Raw genomic sequence first — 18,753 nt, forward strand, 5'->3', positions numbered from 1 at the left:
AGAATGTGCGGCTTTTGTCGTCTGGTGCGTCCTGCTTGCATACTTTTTGATAGGAGAGGATGTCAACTTTGCGGATAAAGAAGGTGACACTGCGGCTCTGGTCGATTGCCAAGTCTGTTGAAAATGCTTTTAGCTGTTCGCAGAAAGCGGGGTCCGATTTGTTGCCAGCGTTAGCGTTGATGCTTGAGAGTGCGCACAAGAGCAAGCACGAACATAGTTTGCTTGAAAATTTCATATTGGTAGCCCACTTATGTCTTTGATGCTGATGCAAAGATGCTGCGGCAAAGCTTGTATGGAAAGTATCAGGGTTTTATGCAAAAGGTATTCAAAATAAAGCCCTCAACTGAGATGAACTCAATCAGAGGGCATTTGCAGCATGCTGATGTTTTTAAGCTTACTTGACCACCACAGGCAAATCACCATTACTGGCTGGTGAAGCTGATACTTCCACATCAGCCGCTACGCTGGCAGAGACTGATGTTTGCTCCGTGGCAGATGCGGCAGCATTTTCTGTGCTGGCTGTAGTGATGGTGTCAGCCAGGTTTTTTTGTGTTTGCACTGTGGCGAGCTGGAAAGGTACACCGTTGGCCAGCAATTGTTTTTTCTCTGCTGGTAATTGCTGGTACAGCTCCCATTGTTTGGTTTTTTGGGTAGCTTCGATTTTTTTGGCTTGCGAGTAGTTCAGACGGGCGATCTGTTTTTGCTCCGGGCTGAGTTGCGCCCACAGTTCCATGCGTTTTTGTATGCGCTTTTGCTCTTCAGGTTTCAGGCTGACGTAGCGGTCTGCAATGGTGGCCCACTTGGCTTTATTCTTGTCGTCCAGTTTGTCCCACTGCGACAGCAGGGGCAGCAAAACCTGTTGTTGCGCAGGGTTCAACTGCTTCCAGTCTGATTTGCCAGGCAGGCGGGAGGCTGGTTTGGTATTGACTGGGGTCAGTTTGGCAGCGTTTGTGGCCTGCAGGCTGGCAACATTAGCTTGTGTGGTCGCATTGATATTAAAAAACAGCAGCCCGGCCAATGCTGCAATACCTGTTATGCCCACCAGACCGCTGAGGCTGGTCAATTCTATGGTTTTGTTCACTGGTTTCATGAAACTACTCTCGAAGAAAGACTGCGATATCCGCATTCTAATCTTCATTTGGGTTTTCGTCAGTATCATGAGGTAGAAGCTGGCGGTTTAATTAGTTGGCTGAATCAATCAATGTGATAACGGTGATAGTTCTGTGGGGCGTTATAGTGCACTCTGCTGATCTTCCCTGATTTTTCAGAATGCGGTATTACGCCAGAACTGCCCGGTGACTTGGTCGCAATTGCTCATGATTAATTGATTGTTCTTGCCATCATTGATGATGTCGAGGCACATGTTTTCGCCAGAAAAAGTATTTTTCAGTTTTGCATATTTGCGCTCAGAGCTGGCCTCGAATTTCCAGGATTGGCCGCTGAAGTTGCCGCACGCAGACATGACGGGTTGATTGTTTTTCCCATCATTGATGATGTCCAGGCACATGGCCGGGCCAGAAAAATCGTTTTGCAATTTGAAATATCCGGCTTCATCAGTGCTGACCAATTGCCAGACCTGGCCAGTATAGCTACCGCAATTCGCCATGGTGGGCGTTTTGTTTAGTCCGTCGTTGATAATGTCCAGGCAGGTGTTTGCGCCGGTAAAACGGGTTTTCAAGCGAAAATCCCTGCTTTGCGCAAAACTTTCTGGGGCAGAGGTGAGCAGGATGGAAAAAAGGATAGTGTAGAGGGCCAAAGTACTGATGCCAAATGTGTTGATTTTCATTTTAAGATTTATATTGTGAATGAAATTACAAATCGATCTCTTGCGATTCTGAACAAGCAGTTTTGAGCGCTTGATGATGTAATCGAGCGTAATCGAGCGTAATCGAGCGTAATTGAACGCCATTGAACAATTCAATGATAGCTAATGAGCAATGAGTTTGTGCGTAACAAATAGTGTGATTTGCGTAACGCAATCTACGTATGTCCGTTAATTCCATCCACTGTATTTCTGTGCTGGGCTTGCCGGTCTGATGTATTTTTCTGCGACTCTGTGTTGAGCTTTCAGATCCTGCTCATTTCATCAAAGGCATCCACTTCCAATTGCCAGGCACGTGCTTGTTCACGCAGCCAGTCAGTAAAGGCGCGCACTTCGGGCAGCCCGGCACTGTCTTCCCGCAAGACCATGAGATTGTCACGCGGGGTAGGGCAGATGGTATCGCTAGCCAGTACCAGGCTGCCAGCTTGCAGGCGACGCCAGGCTATTGAGAGACGGCCAAGGGCGATGCCCTGGCTGTGCTGGGCGGCTTCCAGCAAGACATCGGCATCATTGTATGCCTGACCCTGCAAAGTGAAATCTTCTGGCAGGCCAGCGGCGGCCAGCCAGTTTGCCGGGTCCAGCGACAGATGTTGCAGCATGGCTGATGCGGGCCACAGGCGCGCATCTGTACCCAGCCTGGTTTTGAGTTCTGGCGAAGTCACGGCCAGCAGACGGTCGGTGAACAGGGTTTCGCAAATCTGGTCTGTGCTTTGCCTGGCACCATGGCGTATCGCCACCATGGCCACGCGCGGGGCGGCGCGCACCAGGGCATAGTCGGTATCGATGATCAGACGTATATGCGGATGGGCAGCGCTAAAGCTGGCCAGCCGTGGTAGCAGCCATTCTTTGGCAATCGACGCCAGGGTGGTGATGTGCAGGGTTTTTTGCGTGGCATCTGCCGGTGGGTAAATGGCCTGGTGCAGGGCAGACAAAGGGCCAGCCAGGCGCGTCAGCAGGGCTGCACCATCGTCCGTCAGGCTGACCCTGGGGCCATTACGCTTGAACAGGGTCAGGCTGCTCCAGTCTTCCAGTTGGCGTATCTGGCGGCTGATGGCACCGGGCGTCAGGCTCAGTTCATCTGCAGCACGGCTGAAACTGCCCAGGCGTGAGGCTGCCTCAAAGGCTTGCAGCGTGAACAGGGGCGGCAGTTTTCCTTGCATATTGAATTTTCCTCACTTTCATATTGCGAAAGTATCGTTTTTTGTCTGCCTATATTACGACAATAATTGGGGCATCGAAACTTGGCAGAGGAAAGACCATGCGGGCAATCATCGTGAATCAGTTCGGCGGGCCTGGGCAACTACAACTGCAAGAGGTATCTGCACCCACTGGCGAGGTCATCGTCAATGCTGCCTGGGCGGGCGTGAATTTTGTTGATATCTATCAGCGTGAAGGCCGTTACCCCGGCGTGAAACAGCCCTGGCCCATGGGCATAGAGGGCACGGGCATCATCGCGCAAGCGCCGGCAAACAGTAACTGGCGCGCAGGTGACCGGGTGGCCTATACCACCGGCGTGCAAGGCACCTATGCAGGCCAGGTAGCCGTGCCTGCCGCCAACCTGATACGCATACCGGATGACGTGAGCCTGCGTGATGCCTGCTCTACCATGGAACACGGCCTGACAGCCATCATGCTGCTTGATGATGTGGCGCGCCTGCCTGCAACAGGATCAGTACTGGTGCATGCTGCGGCTGGAGGTGTTGGCGGCTGGCTGGTACAATTGCTGGTGGCACGCGGCTTGACAGTATTCGGCACGGCATCGTCTGCCAGCAAGGCTGACTGGTTGCGTAGCGTTGGTGCGCAGCCGGTGTCGTATGAAGACGACAAAGACTGGGTCGTCCATGTGCGCGATAAAACCCAGGGGCGTGGTGTAGCTGTGGTGTTTGATTCCGTCGGTAAAAGCACCTTCACCCAGAGTCTGGATGTCGTCGCCCCTTGCGGCCATGTCATCCTGTTTGGCGCAGCCAGCGGCCAGCCTGATCCTGTCGATGTCTTGCAACTCATGAAAAAGAGCATCACTCTGACGCGCCCGGTCTTGCCGCATTACCTGAACACATCTGCAGCCTTGCAGGAGCATGCAAGCAAGGTGTTTGATTGCCTGAGCAACGGCACGGTCAAGTTGCGCATCCATGCTGAATATGCGCTGGCAGATGTCGCACAAGCCCATGCTGCACTGGCAGAACGCGGCACGCAAGGCAAGCTTTTATTATCGATTAATTCCACCCTCGCTTAAGACATAAGAGAAACAAGATCATGACTACCATCTCAAAAAAACTGCAAGAACTCGGTCACACCCTGCCTCCTGTCAAGGCACCGGCAGCAAATTACCTTAGCTATACCCTGCAGGGTAACCAGCTCATCATCGCCGGGCAAATCGGCAATCCGGGCACGGCCAAAGGTGGCGTGCTTGGTGCAGGCGGCTCAGTTGAGGCCGCGCACAAAGAAGCTGAAATGGCGGCACTGCGTCTGTTGGCTGTTATTGATGCTGTCACAGGTGGAGATATCACGCGCATAGTCCAGGTACAGCGCCTGGGTGTTTTCGTCGCCGCCAGCCATGACTTTGACGGTCACAGCGCAGTCGCCAATGGCGCATCTGATCTCTTTGTTGCTGTCCTCGGTGAACGTGGCCGCCATGCACGTACGGCGATAGGTGTATCCAGTTTGCCGACAGGTGCAGCGGTAGAAGTCGATGCCATCGTCACTCTGGTGGCGATATGATTAGTGCTGAGCAACTGGCGCAATTGCGTGCGCAAACGCCGGGCATCGATAGAGGCACGCACCTGAATCACGCTGGTGCTTCGCTGCTGCCGCAGGCTGCCTTGCAAGCCATCCACGCCCATCTGGATCTGGAAGCGCAAGTCGGCCCCATGGAAGCCGCATTGCTGGTAGCTGACAGATTGCAAGCCCTGCGCGAAGACGCCGCAACACTGATCAACGCCAACTGCGATGAAATCGCCCTCATGAACTCTGGCTCCAGTGCCTTTGGCAATGTATTTGCCGCCATGCCCAGATTACGGCAGGGCGACCGCATACTGGTAGGGCGGCAAGAGTGGGGCGGCAACCTGGCAAACTACCAGCGTGCCGCACAACTTGCAGGCGCAAGGGTAGAAACCATCCCCTGCCACGCAGATGGCAGTGTTGATGCCAACGCGCTGACGCAAATGATCGACAAACATGTACGCCTGATCTCGCTCACCTGGCTGCCTGCCAATAGCGGCCTCATCAACGATGCCGCTGCCGTTGGCGAGGTCGCTGCCGCCGCAGGTGTGTCCTATATCATCGACGCCGGGCAAGCCTTGGGCCAGGTACCTGTCGATGTCAAAGCCCTGCAATGTGATGTACTCAAAAGCGCAGGCCGCAAACACTTGCGCGGGCCTCGCGGCACGGCCTTGCTGTATGTGCGTAAATCATTCCTGGACAAGCTGGAACCAGCCTGGGTTGATGTCTCATCGGCACCCATTGCAGAAGATGAAGTTCATCTGCGCAATGACGCCCGCCGCTTTGAAACCAGCGAGGCCGCAGTTGCCCTGCAACTAGGTTTGGCAAAGTCCGTCAAGCTGGCATTGAACATGGGTGTCGCCAACCTGGGGGCGGTGAGTGCAGCATTGGCAAAAGCCTGCCGCGAACGTCTGGCAAGTATCCCCGCTATCAGCCTGCATGATCTGGGGGAGGGTGAACAGTCCGGCATAGTCTCGTTCAACTTGCGCGGGCATGATGCTATGGCCCTGAAAAACACACTCGCCCAGCAACGCATCTACATAGGCGCAAACGGCGTGCCCTATACACCGCTGGACATGCAGGCACGCGGCCTGCACAGCATAGCGCGGGCATCGTTTTCTTATTTGAATACTGAGGATGATGTGGAGATATTGGCGCGCGCGCTGGAAGCGCTTTGATTTTGTTGGGTGCGCCGTGCGCACTGGTCTTTGGATGCATCAACGAAAATCAGGTGCGCACGGCGCACCCTACCGGGAACGTAGACACGATTAACTTCGTGCAATCGTGCACATGTCTTTTTCCATGGCCGTGACGTAGGGCGCATTGCAATGCGCCGCATGGTGTCATAACATCCCCGGGGAGAAAATCTGTGCCGTGCACCACGCATGCATGCGGGGCATGATCTCAGCATCATAGAAGGCCCAGTTGTTCTGGCATAATTCATTCTTGATTTCTTGATGGAGATGACAGATGCAGCGCTGGCGACATGCAGGTGACAGAAAAAATTTTGGGGACTGGCTAGTCCTCACCATGGATATCAAGATGGATGAGGCCGGTCTGCAATTAGTTTGCGAGCAGCTAAATGCAATCACATCGGATATGGAAAAATTTCTTGATTTTGGTAATGGAGAGCAATCCGATAACTACAAGATTGTCTTCAAGCATGATGGAGCAATAGTACATGAGCGCGCTTTTTTCCATGAAGCCGCCAAGATCACTGGCCTCAGGCCACTGATCTCGCAATATGTCAGTAACGTTAATCATGAAAACTACACCTGGCAAGATGAGTTTCACCCCAGAGGCAGTTATGCAATTGCAGAGCTGGCACTGGCCGATGAAAACTATATACCGCAGTTTGCCAGGCTCTTGTTCAATTGGGACATGGGGCATGAGACTTATCATTACAGGCTCATCGATAAGCTCTTTGAAAAGTACGGCTATACAGAAAAGACACTCTTTTTACTGGCAGCACGGGTTTGCGCCGATGGACAGAATAGCGATGAGAATGTCTTGCGTGCCTTGTATCGTCATGGTTTCAAAGAGCAAATCAGGCTTGAGGATTTTATCCGCATTGCAATGTCCATCTTGCCCCATCTTGAATCTGCCTGGCAATTACGAAAATTCGCACGTATCTATGCAGGCGAGGACAAAGCGCAATATGTGCAAGTCACAGAAATTTTCCTGGATGCCTTGCGCAAGGATAAGAAAATTACGGCAGTGATGGATGAGGTGCAGGACAGTTTTTCTGAAGAATATGACGAGCTTCAATTGATGGAAGTCGCAGGATTTCTTGGCAATGAAACGCTGGGAGATTGGAATGAAGATCTGAATAATGCCCTGGTAGAAAGCACGGATTTGAGCAAACTGGTGCCTCTAGATGCAGATGAGGCATAGTTACTGCAGAGTGCGTAAAGTGAACTCTGAACAATATTAAGCAGGCGCACACCCGATTTTTCATTTATGCCGTAACGTAGAGCGCATTACAATGCACCTCCCGTTACGGCTACGCTTATCTCTTTTGCCAAAATTGCTGTGGCGCAAGCATAGAGTACTGAAGTGCAGGCCGCTCCTGGCATTCAATGCGGTGCGCACGGCGCACCCTACAGGAATCATCGCGCGTTCCAATCATGTTTGACCCGACTATTTGACAAAGCGCGGCCAGCCATGGTTTCATTTGTCATCCTGTCTGCCGCCTGGCAAATGAAACTCTCATTGGCGAAGCACAGAAAAACATACAAAAATCCGGGAAGACACCATGGGACTGTTCGACTTTTTCAAAAGCAAGCCACCTGCACGTGCATCGCTGGAGCAACTGTCTTACAACATTGCCTACCAGGTGTTGCCGCATTATGTCTTCCGCCAGGCGGCGCAATTATTTGATATTGTCGAAAAGGCCGACGAGAATTCCCACTACCTGTTTTATCACATTGCCTGCAAATCCCAGGAAATACCCAGCTTGCAGGAAGAGGCCTTGCAATACCGCTGGCACCAGTTTGAGCTGGATGCCGACCATAACTTGCTGGTGCTGGCTTATCCGCAAGCTGCACCAGTAGACCTGACTGGCAAGTCGCTGGAAGAAGTCAAGCAAAGTGTGGGCACCTGGGTACTGGCTCCGCATTTTTCCGGTGTCGTGCGCAACAAGACTAACCAACATATTCGCTACTATGTATTGGGGCAGACCTCCATGGGCGGTGGCACGGTCTTGCGTGAGATTGATGACATGGGGACGAATGCCAATCTGGGAGCCGGGCCTGAGCCGACGCTGGATGCATTTGTGGAATTGATGCGTCAGCGGCTCTGTGGTCAGGCTAGCGTGTCTTGATCAATACACATACCGCTCCAACACCTGCCTGAACTTCTCCAGTGCCTGCTTGAGCACAATCATATCAACGGACCCCAGTGCCAGTCGTATCGCATGCGGCACGTGTTCCGTTGTCGCAAAGGGCTCAGCCGTTGATACTGCAATCTGTTCGCGTTCCAGTGCCATGGCAAGCTGGTCAGCACGAAGCTCGGCTGGTAACGGTAGCCAGATAAAATAAGATGCGGGGTGGCTGATGTAGTCGAATCCCGCAAGTACTTTGCCAGCCAGGGTTTGCCTGGCTTTGGCGTCAGCACGCTTTTCTTTCTCCAACCGGGCTACCGTGCCGTCATCGAGCCAGTTGCACACCAGCGAGGTCATGAGGGCAGGGGTGTTCCAGGTAGTCGCCCGTATGGTGCGTTCAATTGCGGGCACCCATTGCGTTGGCGCTGCGACATATCCTACTCTGAGCCCGGTGGACACATTCTTGGAGAACCCCGATATATACACCGTCAGTTCAGGGGCCAGTGCGGCGAGTGGTGCAGGTGGCCTGGTCGCCAAAAAAGCATAAGCGGCATCTTCTATAATCAGCAATCCATGTTTGCGCGCAATACTCACCAGCTCTTGCCGCCATTGCGCACTCATGACAAAACCCAGGGGATTGTGCATGGTTGGCATGGCGTACACCGCCCGTACTTTACGCCGTTTGCATAACTTCTCCAGCGCGTTCAGGTCGGGGCCATGTTGATCCATTGCGATCGGTAATAGTTCCAGGTGCAGCGCGTCAGCCACCACCTTGAAGCCGGGATAAGTCAGCGCATCCACCGCCACCACATCACCAGGTTGCAACAGGGCCATCGCCGTCACGGCCAGTCCATGCTGGGCACCGCTGACGATGAGTAGCTGTTCACCATGCACGTTCAAGCCACGGCTGGCAAGGTGGCGTGCAATAGTGGCCCGCTCATGCTGCCGACCAGCATGCGGCTGGTAACGTAGCAGTGCATCAAGGTCACCTGAGGATGCAAGTTGGCGCAGGGCAGTGCGCAATAATTCGGTCTGGCCTGGCAGGCTGGGATAATTGAAATTCAGGTCTATCATCCCCGTTGCGGTTGCATGCTGGTCTATGCCATGGCCGGGGGAGAGTGCAGTTTCCCGCACAAAGGTACCACGCCCGGTTTCTCCGCTGACCAGCCCCATGGCTTCCAGTTCAGCATAAACGCGAGTCGCCGTCACCAGGGCAAGGCCATGCTTTGCCGCGAGTTTGCGATGCGTGGGCAGGCGGGTGCCGGGTGGCAAGTGACCCGAGCGTATCTCGCTGGCAAAGCTGTCGACCAAAGTTTTATAACGGCTGTTCATCGTAAAGCGTATCCATGACAATTATTTGATTGTATTGCTTGGCCAGCCTATTATGCCTCATCGCCATTCCATTGATAAAGAAAGAGCAGACATGCATATCGCCATCCTGACATTTGAAGGCTTTAATGAACTTGATTCACTGATTGCACTCGGCATATTGAACCGCATCAAGACGCCAGGCTGGCGCGTGTCCATCGCCAGCGCCACAGCACAGGTGCGCTCTATGAACGGGCTGTTGCTGGAGTCGCAGATATCCCTGCACGAGGCGAATACGGCAGATGCTGTCATCATTGGCAGCGGCATGCGTACGCGTGAAGTGGTGGCAGACGCCGCCCTGATGGCGCAATTGCAGCTTGATCCTGCCCGGCAATTATTGGCGGCGCAATGCTCAGGCACATTGATATTGGCCAGACTTGGGCTGCTCGATAGCGTACCAGCTTGCACTGACCTCACCACCAAGCCCTGGGTGCAGGAAGCCGGTGTCGAGGTCTTGAACCAGCCATTTTTTGCCAAAGACAATGTCGCCACCGCTGGCGGTTGCCTGGCATCGCAATACCTTGCCGCCTGGATCATCGCCCGTCTGGTGGGTACAGAGGCAGCAGAAAGCGCCATCCACTACGTTGCCCCTGTGGGTGAGAAAGAAGACTATGTGGCGCGTGCCATGCGCAATATTGTGCCGTATTTGTGACATCTGGAGTTAGGTTCAGGATAATATGCGTGTTCCCGATTTGAACGCGATAGTTTATGAACGAACACCTTGCCTACTTCAAGGAACTTGTAGAACCCCGGATTCCAGCTTCCTATGTCCTGACCTGGACTGAATATCTGGAGGGTGATTTTGGTGATTTGAAAAGACTGGAATTTTCATCATCCTCTAAAATCGGGGCGATAGATTTTTGGTCTAAAGACTGGCTCGCAATTGATGTCGTCGATCTTGACCTGGATGACCAGGTGTTGAACGTGCTTTACTCACCAGATCAGATGCATGAAATTCCAGCAGGCTTTGCGCGGCTGCTGGAAATTTTGTCTGCGTCGTAAGGTATTGTGCTGTAGGTACGATTAGCGACGCGTAATCGTACGCATGTTATGCCCGGAAATGATAGAAACCTTACCCATATTGATGACTTCTGTTGGTGATATGCGTGCGATTACGCAACGCTAATCGCACCTACAGACCTGCAGAGTTAGTCAAATCCACGTTATTCGACTAGCTGCATCCAGCGCTTTTCCTGCACGCTGCGTTCATCAAAATATTTCCGTGGATTGCCGCATAGATGACAACTGCATGGCGCAGGTGTATTGACGACCTTGCCAAGACGTGCGGGAGACAATTTGTCTGGCCAGCTATAGAAATAAAATTGCCTTTTCTTTTTCAGGCGCTCAGCATGGTGCCTGCGCAGGGCACGAGAGTGATCTTTCATCATTGTTCCTCAAGAACCCAGGCGGCCCGATTACCGCTTTATGGATCATTAGGAACTGCTTGCTATGATGATTCATGATGGTCACTTTCTATGACAAATATCGATATTGCATAATTGTGGATACAGTAGATTTTTGCAAGAGCGTGGTTGATGAAATACCACAAATCAGTAGGGTGCGCCGTGCGCACCGGGCTTGCCCTTCAAATTGCAAAAGCGGTGCGCACGGCGCACCCTACGGAATATCATTTTCTAATGTTGCCAACGCCCGCGTGACATCTGCCAGCAAATCATCGACATTTTCTACCCCCACATGCAGGCGCAGCAGCCAGCCGGTTTTGGGGGCGCGCTGTGGTGCGACAGCAATCAGGCTGTGCACGCCGCCCCAGCTATTGCCTAGTGTGAATAGCTGTAGTGCTGCAACAAACTTTTCTATCGCTGGCAGATCATCTTGTTTCAGGCTGAAAGACAGCAAGCCATTACCCAGTTTGAAATCACGCTTCCACAGATGATGATATTTATCACCAGGTAAAGGCGGGTAATGTAGCTGGGCTATCGCTGCATGGCTTTGCAGGAATACGGCAATGCGCAGCGCAGATGCATGCTGGCGTTCCAGTCGCAAGGCCAGCGTGGGCAGGCCGCGCAAAGCCAGGAAGCATTCATCAGGTGCGACGTAATAGCCGAGTAGTTCAGCCGTATCGCGCAGGGCGCGGTATGCCGCTTCATCGCGTGTACTGACCGCGCCCATCAGCAAGTCAGAATGCCCGCCCACATATTTGGTCAGGGCTTGTATGGTGAAATCCACGCCCACATCCAGCGCCCGGAACCCCAGTGCCGTGGCCCAGGTATTGTCCATCACCACCTTGATCTGGTGCGCATGTGCGGCTGTGACAATCGCGGGTATGTCCTGCATTTCCATGCTATTGGAGGCCGGGCTTTCTGTCCACACCAGTTTGGTACTGTGTTCAAAAAAATCAGCGATGCCTGCGCCAATATCATTGGGGTAAATGCTGTGGCGCACGCCCCATTTGGCAAAAAGGGTTTTGGTGGTTTCCAGCGTCGGGCCATAGATACTGTCTGGCAGCAGCACATGGTCGCCCGCAGCCAGCAACATGCTGTTGACCAGCACCGCTGCGGCGAGACCGGTCGGCACCAGTACGGTATGACCACCACCCTCCAGCTCAGACAATTTATTTGCCAGCGCATAGTGGGTAGGCGTGCCGTTTTGCCCGTAGCTATAACCCGTATGTGCCTGCGCCTGCCTGTGCAGGAAGGAGGCAACATCCGGGAAGACGATGGTCGATGCATGGAACACGCCTTGCGACAGCGATGTAAATCCATCCGGAATGTCGCTGGCGGGTTTTGCCAGTCTGGTACTGATATCAGTCATGGCTACTCCACATTTCAGAAAGGTAATTGCGCAGCGGGGATCACGCTGATCTGCCCCATCTCACTCCACACCCAGTTATGGTGATTGCTGATGGTAGCTGCGTCCAGGTGAGGGCGGTTGCGCGTGGTATGCGCATCGGCAATCACATTGGTCTTGATGCCCAGCGCCGCTGCCTGGCGTATTGCACTGTCCAGGCAAAACTCGCTGGCATAACCGCAGACAAAAATTTCGGCTATGCCACGTTCAGTGAGCCCTGCTTCAAAGCCGGTTTGCTGAAAAGCGCTGCTGTGCTGCTTCGCGCAAACATAGTCGCCAGCTTGTGGTGCAATGGTGGTGGGGAATTGCCAGCTGTCGCTGTCTTTTTCCCAGGCGGTACCCGCTTCATTATGCTGCACATACACCACCGGCATGCCAGCCTTGCGCGCCCTCGCAATCAATTCGCTGATGCGCGCCAGTACCTCGTCTGCACTATGGGCTGGCGGGTCTATAAAAACTGCATTCTGGAAATCGATGATGAGCAGGGCAGATGACATGGTTTACTCCAAAATTGACAAGCGGGCTTAGAAAGGGGCTTAAGGACTTGAGGGCTTATGCAGGAACAGTAGTTGCTATCACTTGCAATAAATCCGGTGGCAGAGTCCAGTTTTGTTTGATGGCCTGCACTGCTGCCTGGGTATCACCAGCACGCAGCGCAGCGATAATGGTTTTGTGTTCTTGTATTGACTGCGGCGCCATGCGCTGGTCACCAAAATGCGCAAGTTCTATGCGTTTGATGCGCGGCCGCAGATTCGCCAGCAGTTTTTCTATCTCTGCATTCTGGCTGGCTCGCACGATGAGGGCATGGAATTGCGCATCAAGTTCAATCGCACGCTGATGCGCATGTGCCGCAATAGCCTGCGCGAGCGCCGTATTGATAGTCTTAAGTTCCTGCAAATCAGCTTCAGCCAATCGAGGTGCTGCCAGCTCCAGTGCCGTTGCTTCGAGTGCTGCGACGACCGGGTACAGCTCGATAATTTCTTCGAGCCTTGAAGGTGCGACCTTGGTCCACTTATGAAAGCTGGTAATCACCAGGCCTTCATCCTCCAGTTGCCGCAAGGCCTCACGCACAGGCGTGCGCGATACTCCCAGCTGCAAGGCCAGTTCCTGGTCACGCAAGATTTCCCCAGGCGCGAGCTGCAATTCTATGATCCATTGCTTGAGGCTGCGATAGACCTCTTCACGGGCGAGGGAACGATTTAATGGGGCTGTGCTGGCGGGGATGGGCATGCTGGGTTTGGTATTAAGACGGGGTGGGTGTTCTGTTTTTAAAGGGATTTCATTTGCGATATGTAATATACTACAGAAAAATTTGTACCTTTGGGTGACTAATTTTGTTGTTTTATATGAAATGGAGTTTGTTTAACATTGGCCTCAAACCCGTCATGCCGGACTTGATCCGGCATCCAGTGTCGTTGAGCTCTCGCTAAAGATCGTTCCTGATATTTGCAAAAGACGTGCACAGCTTCCGGCTTGTGAATACTGCCGCAAGTGCGCAACGAACGCCGCTGGATGCCAGATCAAGTCTGGCATGACGGTATTGAGATTTTCGTCTTGAACTAGGGATGAGTTTTTTATCTTTAAAAAAATCCATAACGTAGCCGTAACGTAGGGCGCATTGCAATGCACATCCCGTTACAGCTACATCACGGACATTAACGACACTCTGCCTGCTTTACTATTGCCCTCAAACTCGTCATGCCGGACTTGATCCGGCATCCAGTGTCGTTTAGCCTTGGCTTTAAATTGTTCCCGGCGTGTGTAAAAGATGCGTGCAGCCTTCGTCTCGTGATTAACGTCGCAAGTGCGCAACGAACGCCGCTGGATGCCAGATCAGGTCTGGCATGACGACTTTGTGAGTGCTGTCTTGCTTGAGCTGCATATCTTTTTAAGAAAATCCTATAAAACCCAAAAACAATATCAATCTCAAATCCACACATCCAGCTCACTGGTACGCTCGCCACCTTCATCGCCCGTATTAACCACGCCACGCGGTTCTATCAGCAAGAGTTTGACTTCATGCTCTGCACTGGGTTTATGTTCCACGCCTTTGGGCACGACAAACATTTCACCTGCAGATATCAGTACGTGGCCATCACGGAAATCGATGCGCAGTTGTCCTTCAAGGACGATGAAACTTTCATCGGTGTCGGCATGATCATGCCAGATGAAATCGCCCTGCAATTTGGCGACTTTAAACTGGTAATCATTCATCTCGGCGATGACTTTTTGTGACCATTGTTCGCTGAACAGGCTGAATTTATGGGCGAAGTTGACGCTGTGATAGATTTTGTTGTCGCTGACTGCTGTGGCATTCATGGCTGGCATCCCTGGTTTGGTGAGTGAAAAAACCAAGCATACGCAAGATGCAACAGCAATTCTTGTACGTTTGTGCGTCAGATATTAAGGTCTGAATGCCTTGCCATGCATGTTCAACCAGCGCAAAGGTGTCAGGCCAAAAGCCTTGCTGAAGTGCTTGCTCATATGGCTTTGGTCGCTGAATCCGGCAGTCAGGGCTGCATTCACCAGCGTGTAGCCTTGCATCAGCAGGCTTTTGACAAGGTCAAGGCGGCGCATGGTCAGGTAGCGGTAGGGGCTGGTACCAAACAGCAGGCGAAAATCGCGTGACAGACTCCAGCGGTCACGGCCACTATGGTCGGCAAGTTCATCCAGTGTGATGTTGTCTGTCATGGCGCTGTGGATATATTCACGCGCCCGTTCAGCCGCCTGGTAATCAAAATGCAGTTTACCAGCGGCTGTGCCAGTCAGTTTGTCAGAACAGGCATGCATGGCATGGGCGAGGTCGAACAGGGCATCCTGTTCTTCCAGCGCATCCATGGGTTTGTCCATGGCTTGCAGCAGGGGCAGGGTGGCAGCAAACAGGCGCGGGTCACTGGAGATGCCGTGCTTGATAAAAGGCAAAGCCTGGCCGCCAAGGATTTGCTGTATCAGCGCAGGTTCGACATAGATCATGCGGTAATGAAAGCCATCGCCAGTACCCGCCTGCCCATCATGTGCTTCATCCGGATGCAGGACGATGGTGCCGCCCGGCAGGCTGTTACAGGTGCTACCGCGATAGGCGAAGCTTTGCACGCCCGCCAGCGTGCTGCCTATGGCATAGGTATCATGTTTGTGCATGGCATAGGCGTTGCCTGCGAAATAAGCTTCGATACGTTCCAGCCGGGCAGACCCTGGCGCCTGGCGTATCCAGTCGGTGTTTTTCTTGCTCATGGCGGTGTGCTCGCTTCCATGAGGTATATGCTAGCACTTGTGGGTGGTTTTTACACAGAGTCTGGATTTTCTACCAGATACCAGATGAAGTCTGGCATGGTGGTTGCAAGGCTTTCATTCGCCCAGACACTAAAAAACTCTTTGCCTGGTTTTACCCATGGCTCCACAATCGTCATGCCGGACTTGATCCGGCATCCAGTGTCGTTTAACCCGGGCTTGAAAATCCTTGAGGTTCTTGGAAAACAGTGAGCAGCTTTTCACTCATGAACAAGAGCACAAGTGTTCGACGAAAGCCGCTGGATGCCGGATCAAGTCCGGCATGACGGTTGGATGGTTTTCATCCGTAATGCGGGATGAGTTTTTTGAGATGCTGAAAAGCGAATCATCAGACTTTGATCAGACTTTGGTAGGGGGCGCCGTGCGCACCGGAATGATAAAAGTCATCGAGCAATGGTGCGCACGGTGCACCCTACAGCGCATCAATCCAAATCAGGGCAATTCTTTCGGTGGTATTGCTGGCATCCCCTTTTGTGCGAGTACAAAATCACAGCGCCGCTTTTGTTCATTCTCATCCAGGCCAGACATGCCGCGTTGCACGTCTTCTTTTATATTTTTCCCCAATTTCATTTCTTTCCATTGTGCCGGGATTTCATACTCAGGTTTGGCGCTGTCGGCCAGCTCTTTGGACATTTCCATACTTTTTTCAAGCTGTGAGCGCAAACCTGATGTGGCCTTGTCACCAGATGCCTTGTCGGTAGTTCCTGCGCGGCTGACTGCAAGCGACATCATCACATACATGGTCTTGATATTTTTGTTCCACTCCAGTCTTTTTACTGCGAAACGTGGGCTGTAGGCGGAATCAAGTCGGGTGCAAAAAGCCTCGATTTCATCCGCCGTCGTGTATTGAAAATTGACCAGGGCCAGCGAGAGAAGCCGGCGGGTATCAATGGCTGTATCTTGCGCGAAGCTGTTGCCTGAGGCCAGCAGCAAGGCTGTGGCGATACATACGATGCTACTTTTCATTACATTTCATTTCCAAAATGTGCAGGCTGCGATAAATTTGAATGACAGGGCAATGCTATCATTCTCAACATACAAATAACGCAGAGGCAGGTATGAAAGCATCTAATTTCTTTTGCAAGCTGACATACGTGACGCTGGCTATTTGCTGTCTTGTATCGCCAGCCAGTGCCGCACCTGCCTGGCAGCGGCTGCACCTGCCGGTGCCTGGCCAGCAGGCTGGCTATGATTTCCCGGTGTATGCCAATCACAGCCTGGGCGGTGACCTGGGTGCCTTGCGTGAAATACGTGAAGTCATCATCGTCCAGCATGGCATACAGCGCAATGGTGATGATTATTATGCTGCGGCGATGGAGCTGTTGCAGGCGTCGGGGCGTTCACTCGATGAAGTGCTGGTGCTGGCGCCCAATTTTCCTGGCAAGCCCGACGTTGATAATCCGGGCAAGGGCTTTGATGGCATGCCGGTCTGGTCTGTGCAGGGTTGGACCGGGGGCGATCCTGCCTTGCCGGGCACAGGCACGCAGGCGGGTTTGAGCTCATTGCAGGTCATCGATGATATCGCCCAACTGCTGGCAGACAAGTCACGCCTGCCATTGTTGAAGAAAATCACTTTCGCCGGGCATTCCGGCGGCGGGCAGTTAATGCATCGTTATGCTGTGCTTAACCATGTCGATGAAGCCTTGCGGGCAAGAGGCCTGGATGTGCAATATGTAGTGGCAAACCCGTCTTCGTATTTGTATTTCACGCCCGACAGGCCAGACCGTGCAAACCCTGGCAATTTTGCGCCCTACGATAAAACCGTCTGTCCCGCCTATGATGATTACCGTTATGGCATGCAAGACATGGTGGCTTATGCCAAAGGCATGCCGGGTATGGATTTATACATCCGCCATTTGCAAAGGCAGGTGACCTACCTGGTCGGCAGTCTGGACACCGACCCCAATCACCGCGTACTCGACAAGTCTTGCGGTGCCGAGGCAGAAGGACCAACACGCTATGACCGCGCCCATGCTTACTGGAGCTATGAGCAATACCTGGGCAAACATACGCCGGTCGCGAAAGCCATGCCAACATCCGCCAGCCATCATTATTTTGATGTACAAGGAGTTGGCCATGACCAGAGCAAAATGTTTGGTTCGCAATGCGCTGTGAAATTACTGTTTGGAGACAAGGCAGTTGTAGGTAAACAGGTAGCGCAATGTAAGTCTGTACAACCATAAAAAAATGCCCTCAAAAAATCGAGGGCATTACAAAGAGCAACTCCAGATGGGGACCTGGAGTACTACCGGGTTGGTTCTTTTTGCTGGATTTCCGCAAGGCAGGCCTCGCAGAAGTCTCGCGTAAATATTTGCATCAGCGATGCATGTGATTACTCGCCTCTATCAATTCATTGTAAGCCTTGGTGACTTTTTCCTGGCTGCCTTCTACCATCCAGCCTGAGCCTGGTTTCAGCATCATCTTTTCGCCTTCGCTGTAAGCCACTTTGTCGCGGATGCGGCGCACGCGTTCCTTGGCGGCTTTGCGGTAGTCTTCGGTAGCTCTCTCCAGACTGGACCAGCCGCTGCCAGCGCTTTCGCTATTCTTTTTGACATAAGTGATGGCTTCGTCGGTCACGCTTTCATAGTCAGCCAGTATCTTGGCGGCAGCGGCGGCGTCGAATTTTTCTTCACCGATCAGGCGTATCAGATGCTTGGCTTTGCTCATCAATGCCATTTGCAGATAGGGTAGTTGGCGGCCTTCATTTTTTTCCAGTTGCTGCATTTCTGCATCCAGTATCTTGTCGTTTTCGACTTCGATTTCTTCAGAAAAAATATTACTCTTTTCTTCAAAATTCTTGATGCTGGCAGCCAGTGGAGCATGCAGTTTTTTGCCTTTGGCGAAGGCATCGTCTTTGTAATTGTCGCGACTGTAGTACACGTCGGCGTCAGCTACCAGCGCACCCAGTTCAGCCAGGCTGTCTATATAGGCAGTGGCGGCAGCATCGAGCTTGCCTGGTGTTCCTTTTACCGCTTGGGCAAAGCTGGTCTTGCATTTGGCAATGTCAGCGACATCGATTTTGTATAAGCCATAGACCACCATTTCTTTACCACTGGGGCCTGCATCCATGTCCTTGACCCAACTGCGGTAACGGGCGATGCTGCGGTGGGCATTTCTGTCGAGCTGGTTATAGCAGGCGATATAGTCCTGCAGCTTGTCGTCACTGGCTGCTGCCGGGGCAGATGGTGCAGGCGTACTCGCCACTGCAGCCTGGCTGGCCGTAGTGGCTGTCATGACGGGTGCTACAGATGAGGCTGATGCATCTTCATTTTTTTTGCCGCAAGCCGTGGCCAGCAAGGCCAGGCTGATGCAAGCCAATACATGCGTTGACGCAATCCGGCGCGGGATTTTTTTGTGGAAACTGGATACTGCTGTTTGAGGGGATTTCATTCTTGTTTTTGTCAAATTGGGTGGGCCATCTTAGCCG

At 52.7% G+C, this 18,753-nt stretch carries 21 protein-coding genes; 8 read left to right on the plus strand and 13 right to left on the minus strand.

The window, feature by feature from the left end; translation table 11 throughout:
• Positions 1–394: 394 nt before the first annotated feature.
• From ACO0LD_RS23685 to ACO0LD_RS23695, 3 genes are all read right to left on the minus strand, one after another.
• Entirely contained in the window at positions 395–1,090 is a 696-nt protein-coding gene (locus ACO0LD_RS23685; RefSeq protein ID WP_423010639.1) for a DUF3106 domain-containing protein, read from the minus strand.
• 174 nt (positions 1,091–1,264) lie between these two features.
• Positions 1,265–1,786, minus strand: a complete 522-nt coding sequence (locus ACO0LD_RS23690; protein WP_423010640.1) for an RICIN domain-containing protein — start codon at positions 1,784–1,786, stop codon at positions 1,265–1,267.
• Positions 1,787–2,067: 281 nt separating this feature from the next.
• Entirely contained in the window at positions 2,068–2,982 is a 915-nt protein-coding gene (locus ACO0LD_RS23695) for a LysR substrate-binding domain-containing protein (protein ID WP_423010641.1), read from the minus strand.
• Between the two features lie 98 nt (positions 2,983–3,080).
• On the opposite strand from ACO0LD_RS23695, the gene ACO0LD_RS23700 reads away from it, so the two are divergent.
• The 5 genes from ACO0LD_RS23700 to ACO0LD_RS23720 all read left to right on the plus strand — a co-directional run bounded on the left by ACO0LD_RS23700 (position 3,081) and on the right by ACO0LD_RS23720 (position 7,862).
• Entirely contained in the window at positions 3,081–4,055 is a 975-nt protein-coding gene (locus ACO0LD_RS23700) for a quinone oxidoreductase family protein (RefSeq protein ID WP_423010642.1), read from the plus strand.
• Positions 4,056–4,075: 20 nt separating this feature from the next.
• On the plus strand, positions 4,076–4,540 hold the full coding sequence (locus ACO0LD_RS23705; protein ID WP_423010643.1) for a RidA family protein: 465 nt from the start codon (positions 4,076–4,078) through the stop codon (positions 4,538–4,540).
• Positions 4,537–5,718: an aminotransferase class V-fold PLP-dependent enzyme gene (locus tag ACO0LD_RS23710; protein ID WP_423010644.1), complete on the plus strand. Its 1,182-nt coding sequence runs from the start codon at positions 4,537–4,539 to the stop codon at positions 5,716–5,718. The genes ACO0LD_RS23705 and ACO0LD_RS23710 overlap by 4 nt, the downstream gene beginning before the upstream one ends.
• Before the next feature lie 292 nt (positions 5,719–6,010).
• The gene (locus tag ACO0LD_RS23715) at positions 6,011–6,934 is read left to right on the plus strand and encodes a hypothetical protein (protein WP_423010645.1); all 924 of its coding nucleotides are present in this window, start codon (positions 6,011–6,013) and stop codon (positions 6,932–6,934) included.
• A 361-nt stretch (positions 6,935–7,295) separates the two neighbouring features.
• Positions 7,296–7,862, plus strand: coding sequence for a hypothetical protein (locus tag ACO0LD_RS23720; protein ID WP_423010646.1), 567 nt, complete (start codon positions 7,296–7,298; stop codon positions 7,860–7,862).
• Here the strand turns inward: ACO0LD_RS23720 and ACO0LD_RS23725 are convergent, their stop codons facing one another.
• Positions 7,863–9,194 (minus strand): PLP-dependent aminotransferase family protein, encoded by a 1,332-nt coding sequence (locus tag ACO0LD_RS23725; RefSeq protein ID WP_423010647.1) that lies wholly within the window; start codon positions 9,192–9,194, stop codon positions 7,863–7,865.
• A 91-nt stretch (positions 9,195–9,285) separates the two neighbouring features.
• On the opposite strand from ACO0LD_RS23725, the gene ACO0LD_RS23730 reads away from it, so the two are divergent.
• Together ACO0LD_RS23730 and ACO0LD_RS23735 are read left to right on the plus strand one after the other, a co-directional pair.
• The gene (locus tag ACO0LD_RS23730; RefSeq protein WP_423010648.1) at positions 9,286–9,882 is read left to right on the plus strand and encodes a DJ-1/PfpI family protein; all 597 of its coding nucleotides are present in this window, start codon (positions 9,286–9,288) and stop codon (positions 9,880–9,882) included.
• A 56-nt stretch (positions 9,883–9,938) separates the two neighbouring features.
• Positions 9,939–10,232: a hypothetical protein gene (locus ACO0LD_RS23735; protein WP_423010649.1), complete on the plus strand. Its 294-nt coding sequence runs from the start codon at positions 9,939–9,941 to the stop codon at positions 10,230–10,232.
• Positions 10,233–10,393: 161 nt separating this feature from the next.
• Here the strand turns inward: ACO0LD_RS23735 and ACO0LD_RS23740 are convergent, their stop codons facing one another.
• The 8 genes from ACO0LD_RS23740 to ACO0LD_RS23775 form a co-directional block, all read right to left on the minus strand.
• Entirely contained in the window at positions 10,394–10,618 is a 225-nt protein-coding gene (locus ACO0LD_RS23740) for a hypothetical protein (RefSeq protein ID WP_423010650.1), read from the minus strand.
• A 229-nt stretch (positions 10,619–10,847) separates the two neighbouring features.
• Positions 10,848–12,002 carry a trans-sulfuration enzyme family protein gene (locus ACO0LD_RS23745; protein WP_423010651.1) on the minus strand — a complete coding sequence of 385 codons (1,155 nt, stop codon included), beginning with the start codon at positions 12,000–12,002 and terminating at the stop codon, positions 10,848–10,850.
• A gap of 14 nt (positions 12,003–12,016) precedes the next feature.
• The gene (locus tag ACO0LD_RS23750; protein WP_423010652.1) at positions 12,017–12,535 is read right to left on the minus strand and encodes an isochorismatase family protein; all 519 of its coding nucleotides are present in this window, start codon (positions 12,533–12,535) and stop codon (positions 12,017–12,019) included.
• A 55-nt stretch (positions 12,536–12,590) separates the two neighbouring features.
• Positions 12,591–13,268 (minus strand): GntR family transcriptional regulator, encoded by a 678-nt coding sequence (locus ACO0LD_RS23755; RefSeq protein WP_423010653.1) that lies wholly within the window; start codon positions 13,266–13,268, stop codon positions 12,591–12,593.
• A gap of 696 nt (positions 13,269–13,964) precedes the next feature.
• Positions 13,965–14,357 (minus strand): cupin domain-containing protein, encoded by a 393-nt coding sequence (locus ACO0LD_RS23760; protein WP_423010654.1) that lies wholly within the window; start codon positions 14,355–14,357, stop codon positions 13,965–13,967.
• 84 nt (positions 14,358–14,441) lie between these two features.
• Positions 14,442–15,269, minus strand: coding sequence for an AraC family transcriptional regulator (locus ACO0LD_RS23765; RefSeq protein WP_423010655.1), 828 nt, complete (start codon positions 15,267–15,269; stop codon positions 14,442–14,444).
• Positions 15,270–15,319: 50 nt separating this feature from the next.
• Complete coding sequence (locus ACO0LD_RS23770; RefSeq protein WP_423010656.1) at positions 15,320–15,445, minus strand: hypothetical protein; 126 nt, start codon at positions 15,443–15,445, stop codon at positions 15,320–15,322.
• A 313-nt stretch (positions 15,446–15,758) separates the two neighbouring features.
• The gene (locus ACO0LD_RS23775) at positions 15,759–16,292 is read right to left on the minus strand and encodes a hypothetical protein (RefSeq protein WP_423010657.1); all 534 of its coding nucleotides are present in this window, start codon (positions 16,290–16,292) and stop codon (positions 15,759–15,761) included.
• Positions 16,293–16,384: 92 nt separating this feature from the next.
• Between ACO0LD_RS23775 and ACO0LD_RS23780 the strand changes: the two genes are divergently transcribed.
• Entirely contained in the window at positions 16,385–17,509 is a 1,125-nt protein-coding gene (locus ACO0LD_RS23780) for a hypothetical protein (RefSeq protein WP_423010658.1), read from the plus strand.
• A 133-nt stretch (positions 17,510–17,642) separates the two neighbouring features.
• On the opposite strand, the gene ACO0LD_RS23785 is transcribed toward ACO0LD_RS23780, so the two are convergent.
• Positions 17,643–18,716, minus strand: a complete 1,074-nt coding sequence (locus ACO0LD_RS23785; protein ID WP_423010659.1) for a YiiG family protein — start codon at positions 18,714–18,716, stop codon at positions 17,643–17,645.
• Positions 18,717–18,753: the final 37 nt, after the last annotated feature.

The sequence above is a fragment of the Undibacterium sp. Ji83W genome (genome assembly GCF_049340385.1).
GTDB lineage: Bacteria > Pseudomonadota > Gammaproteobacteria > Burkholderiales > Burkholderiaceae_D > Undibacterium.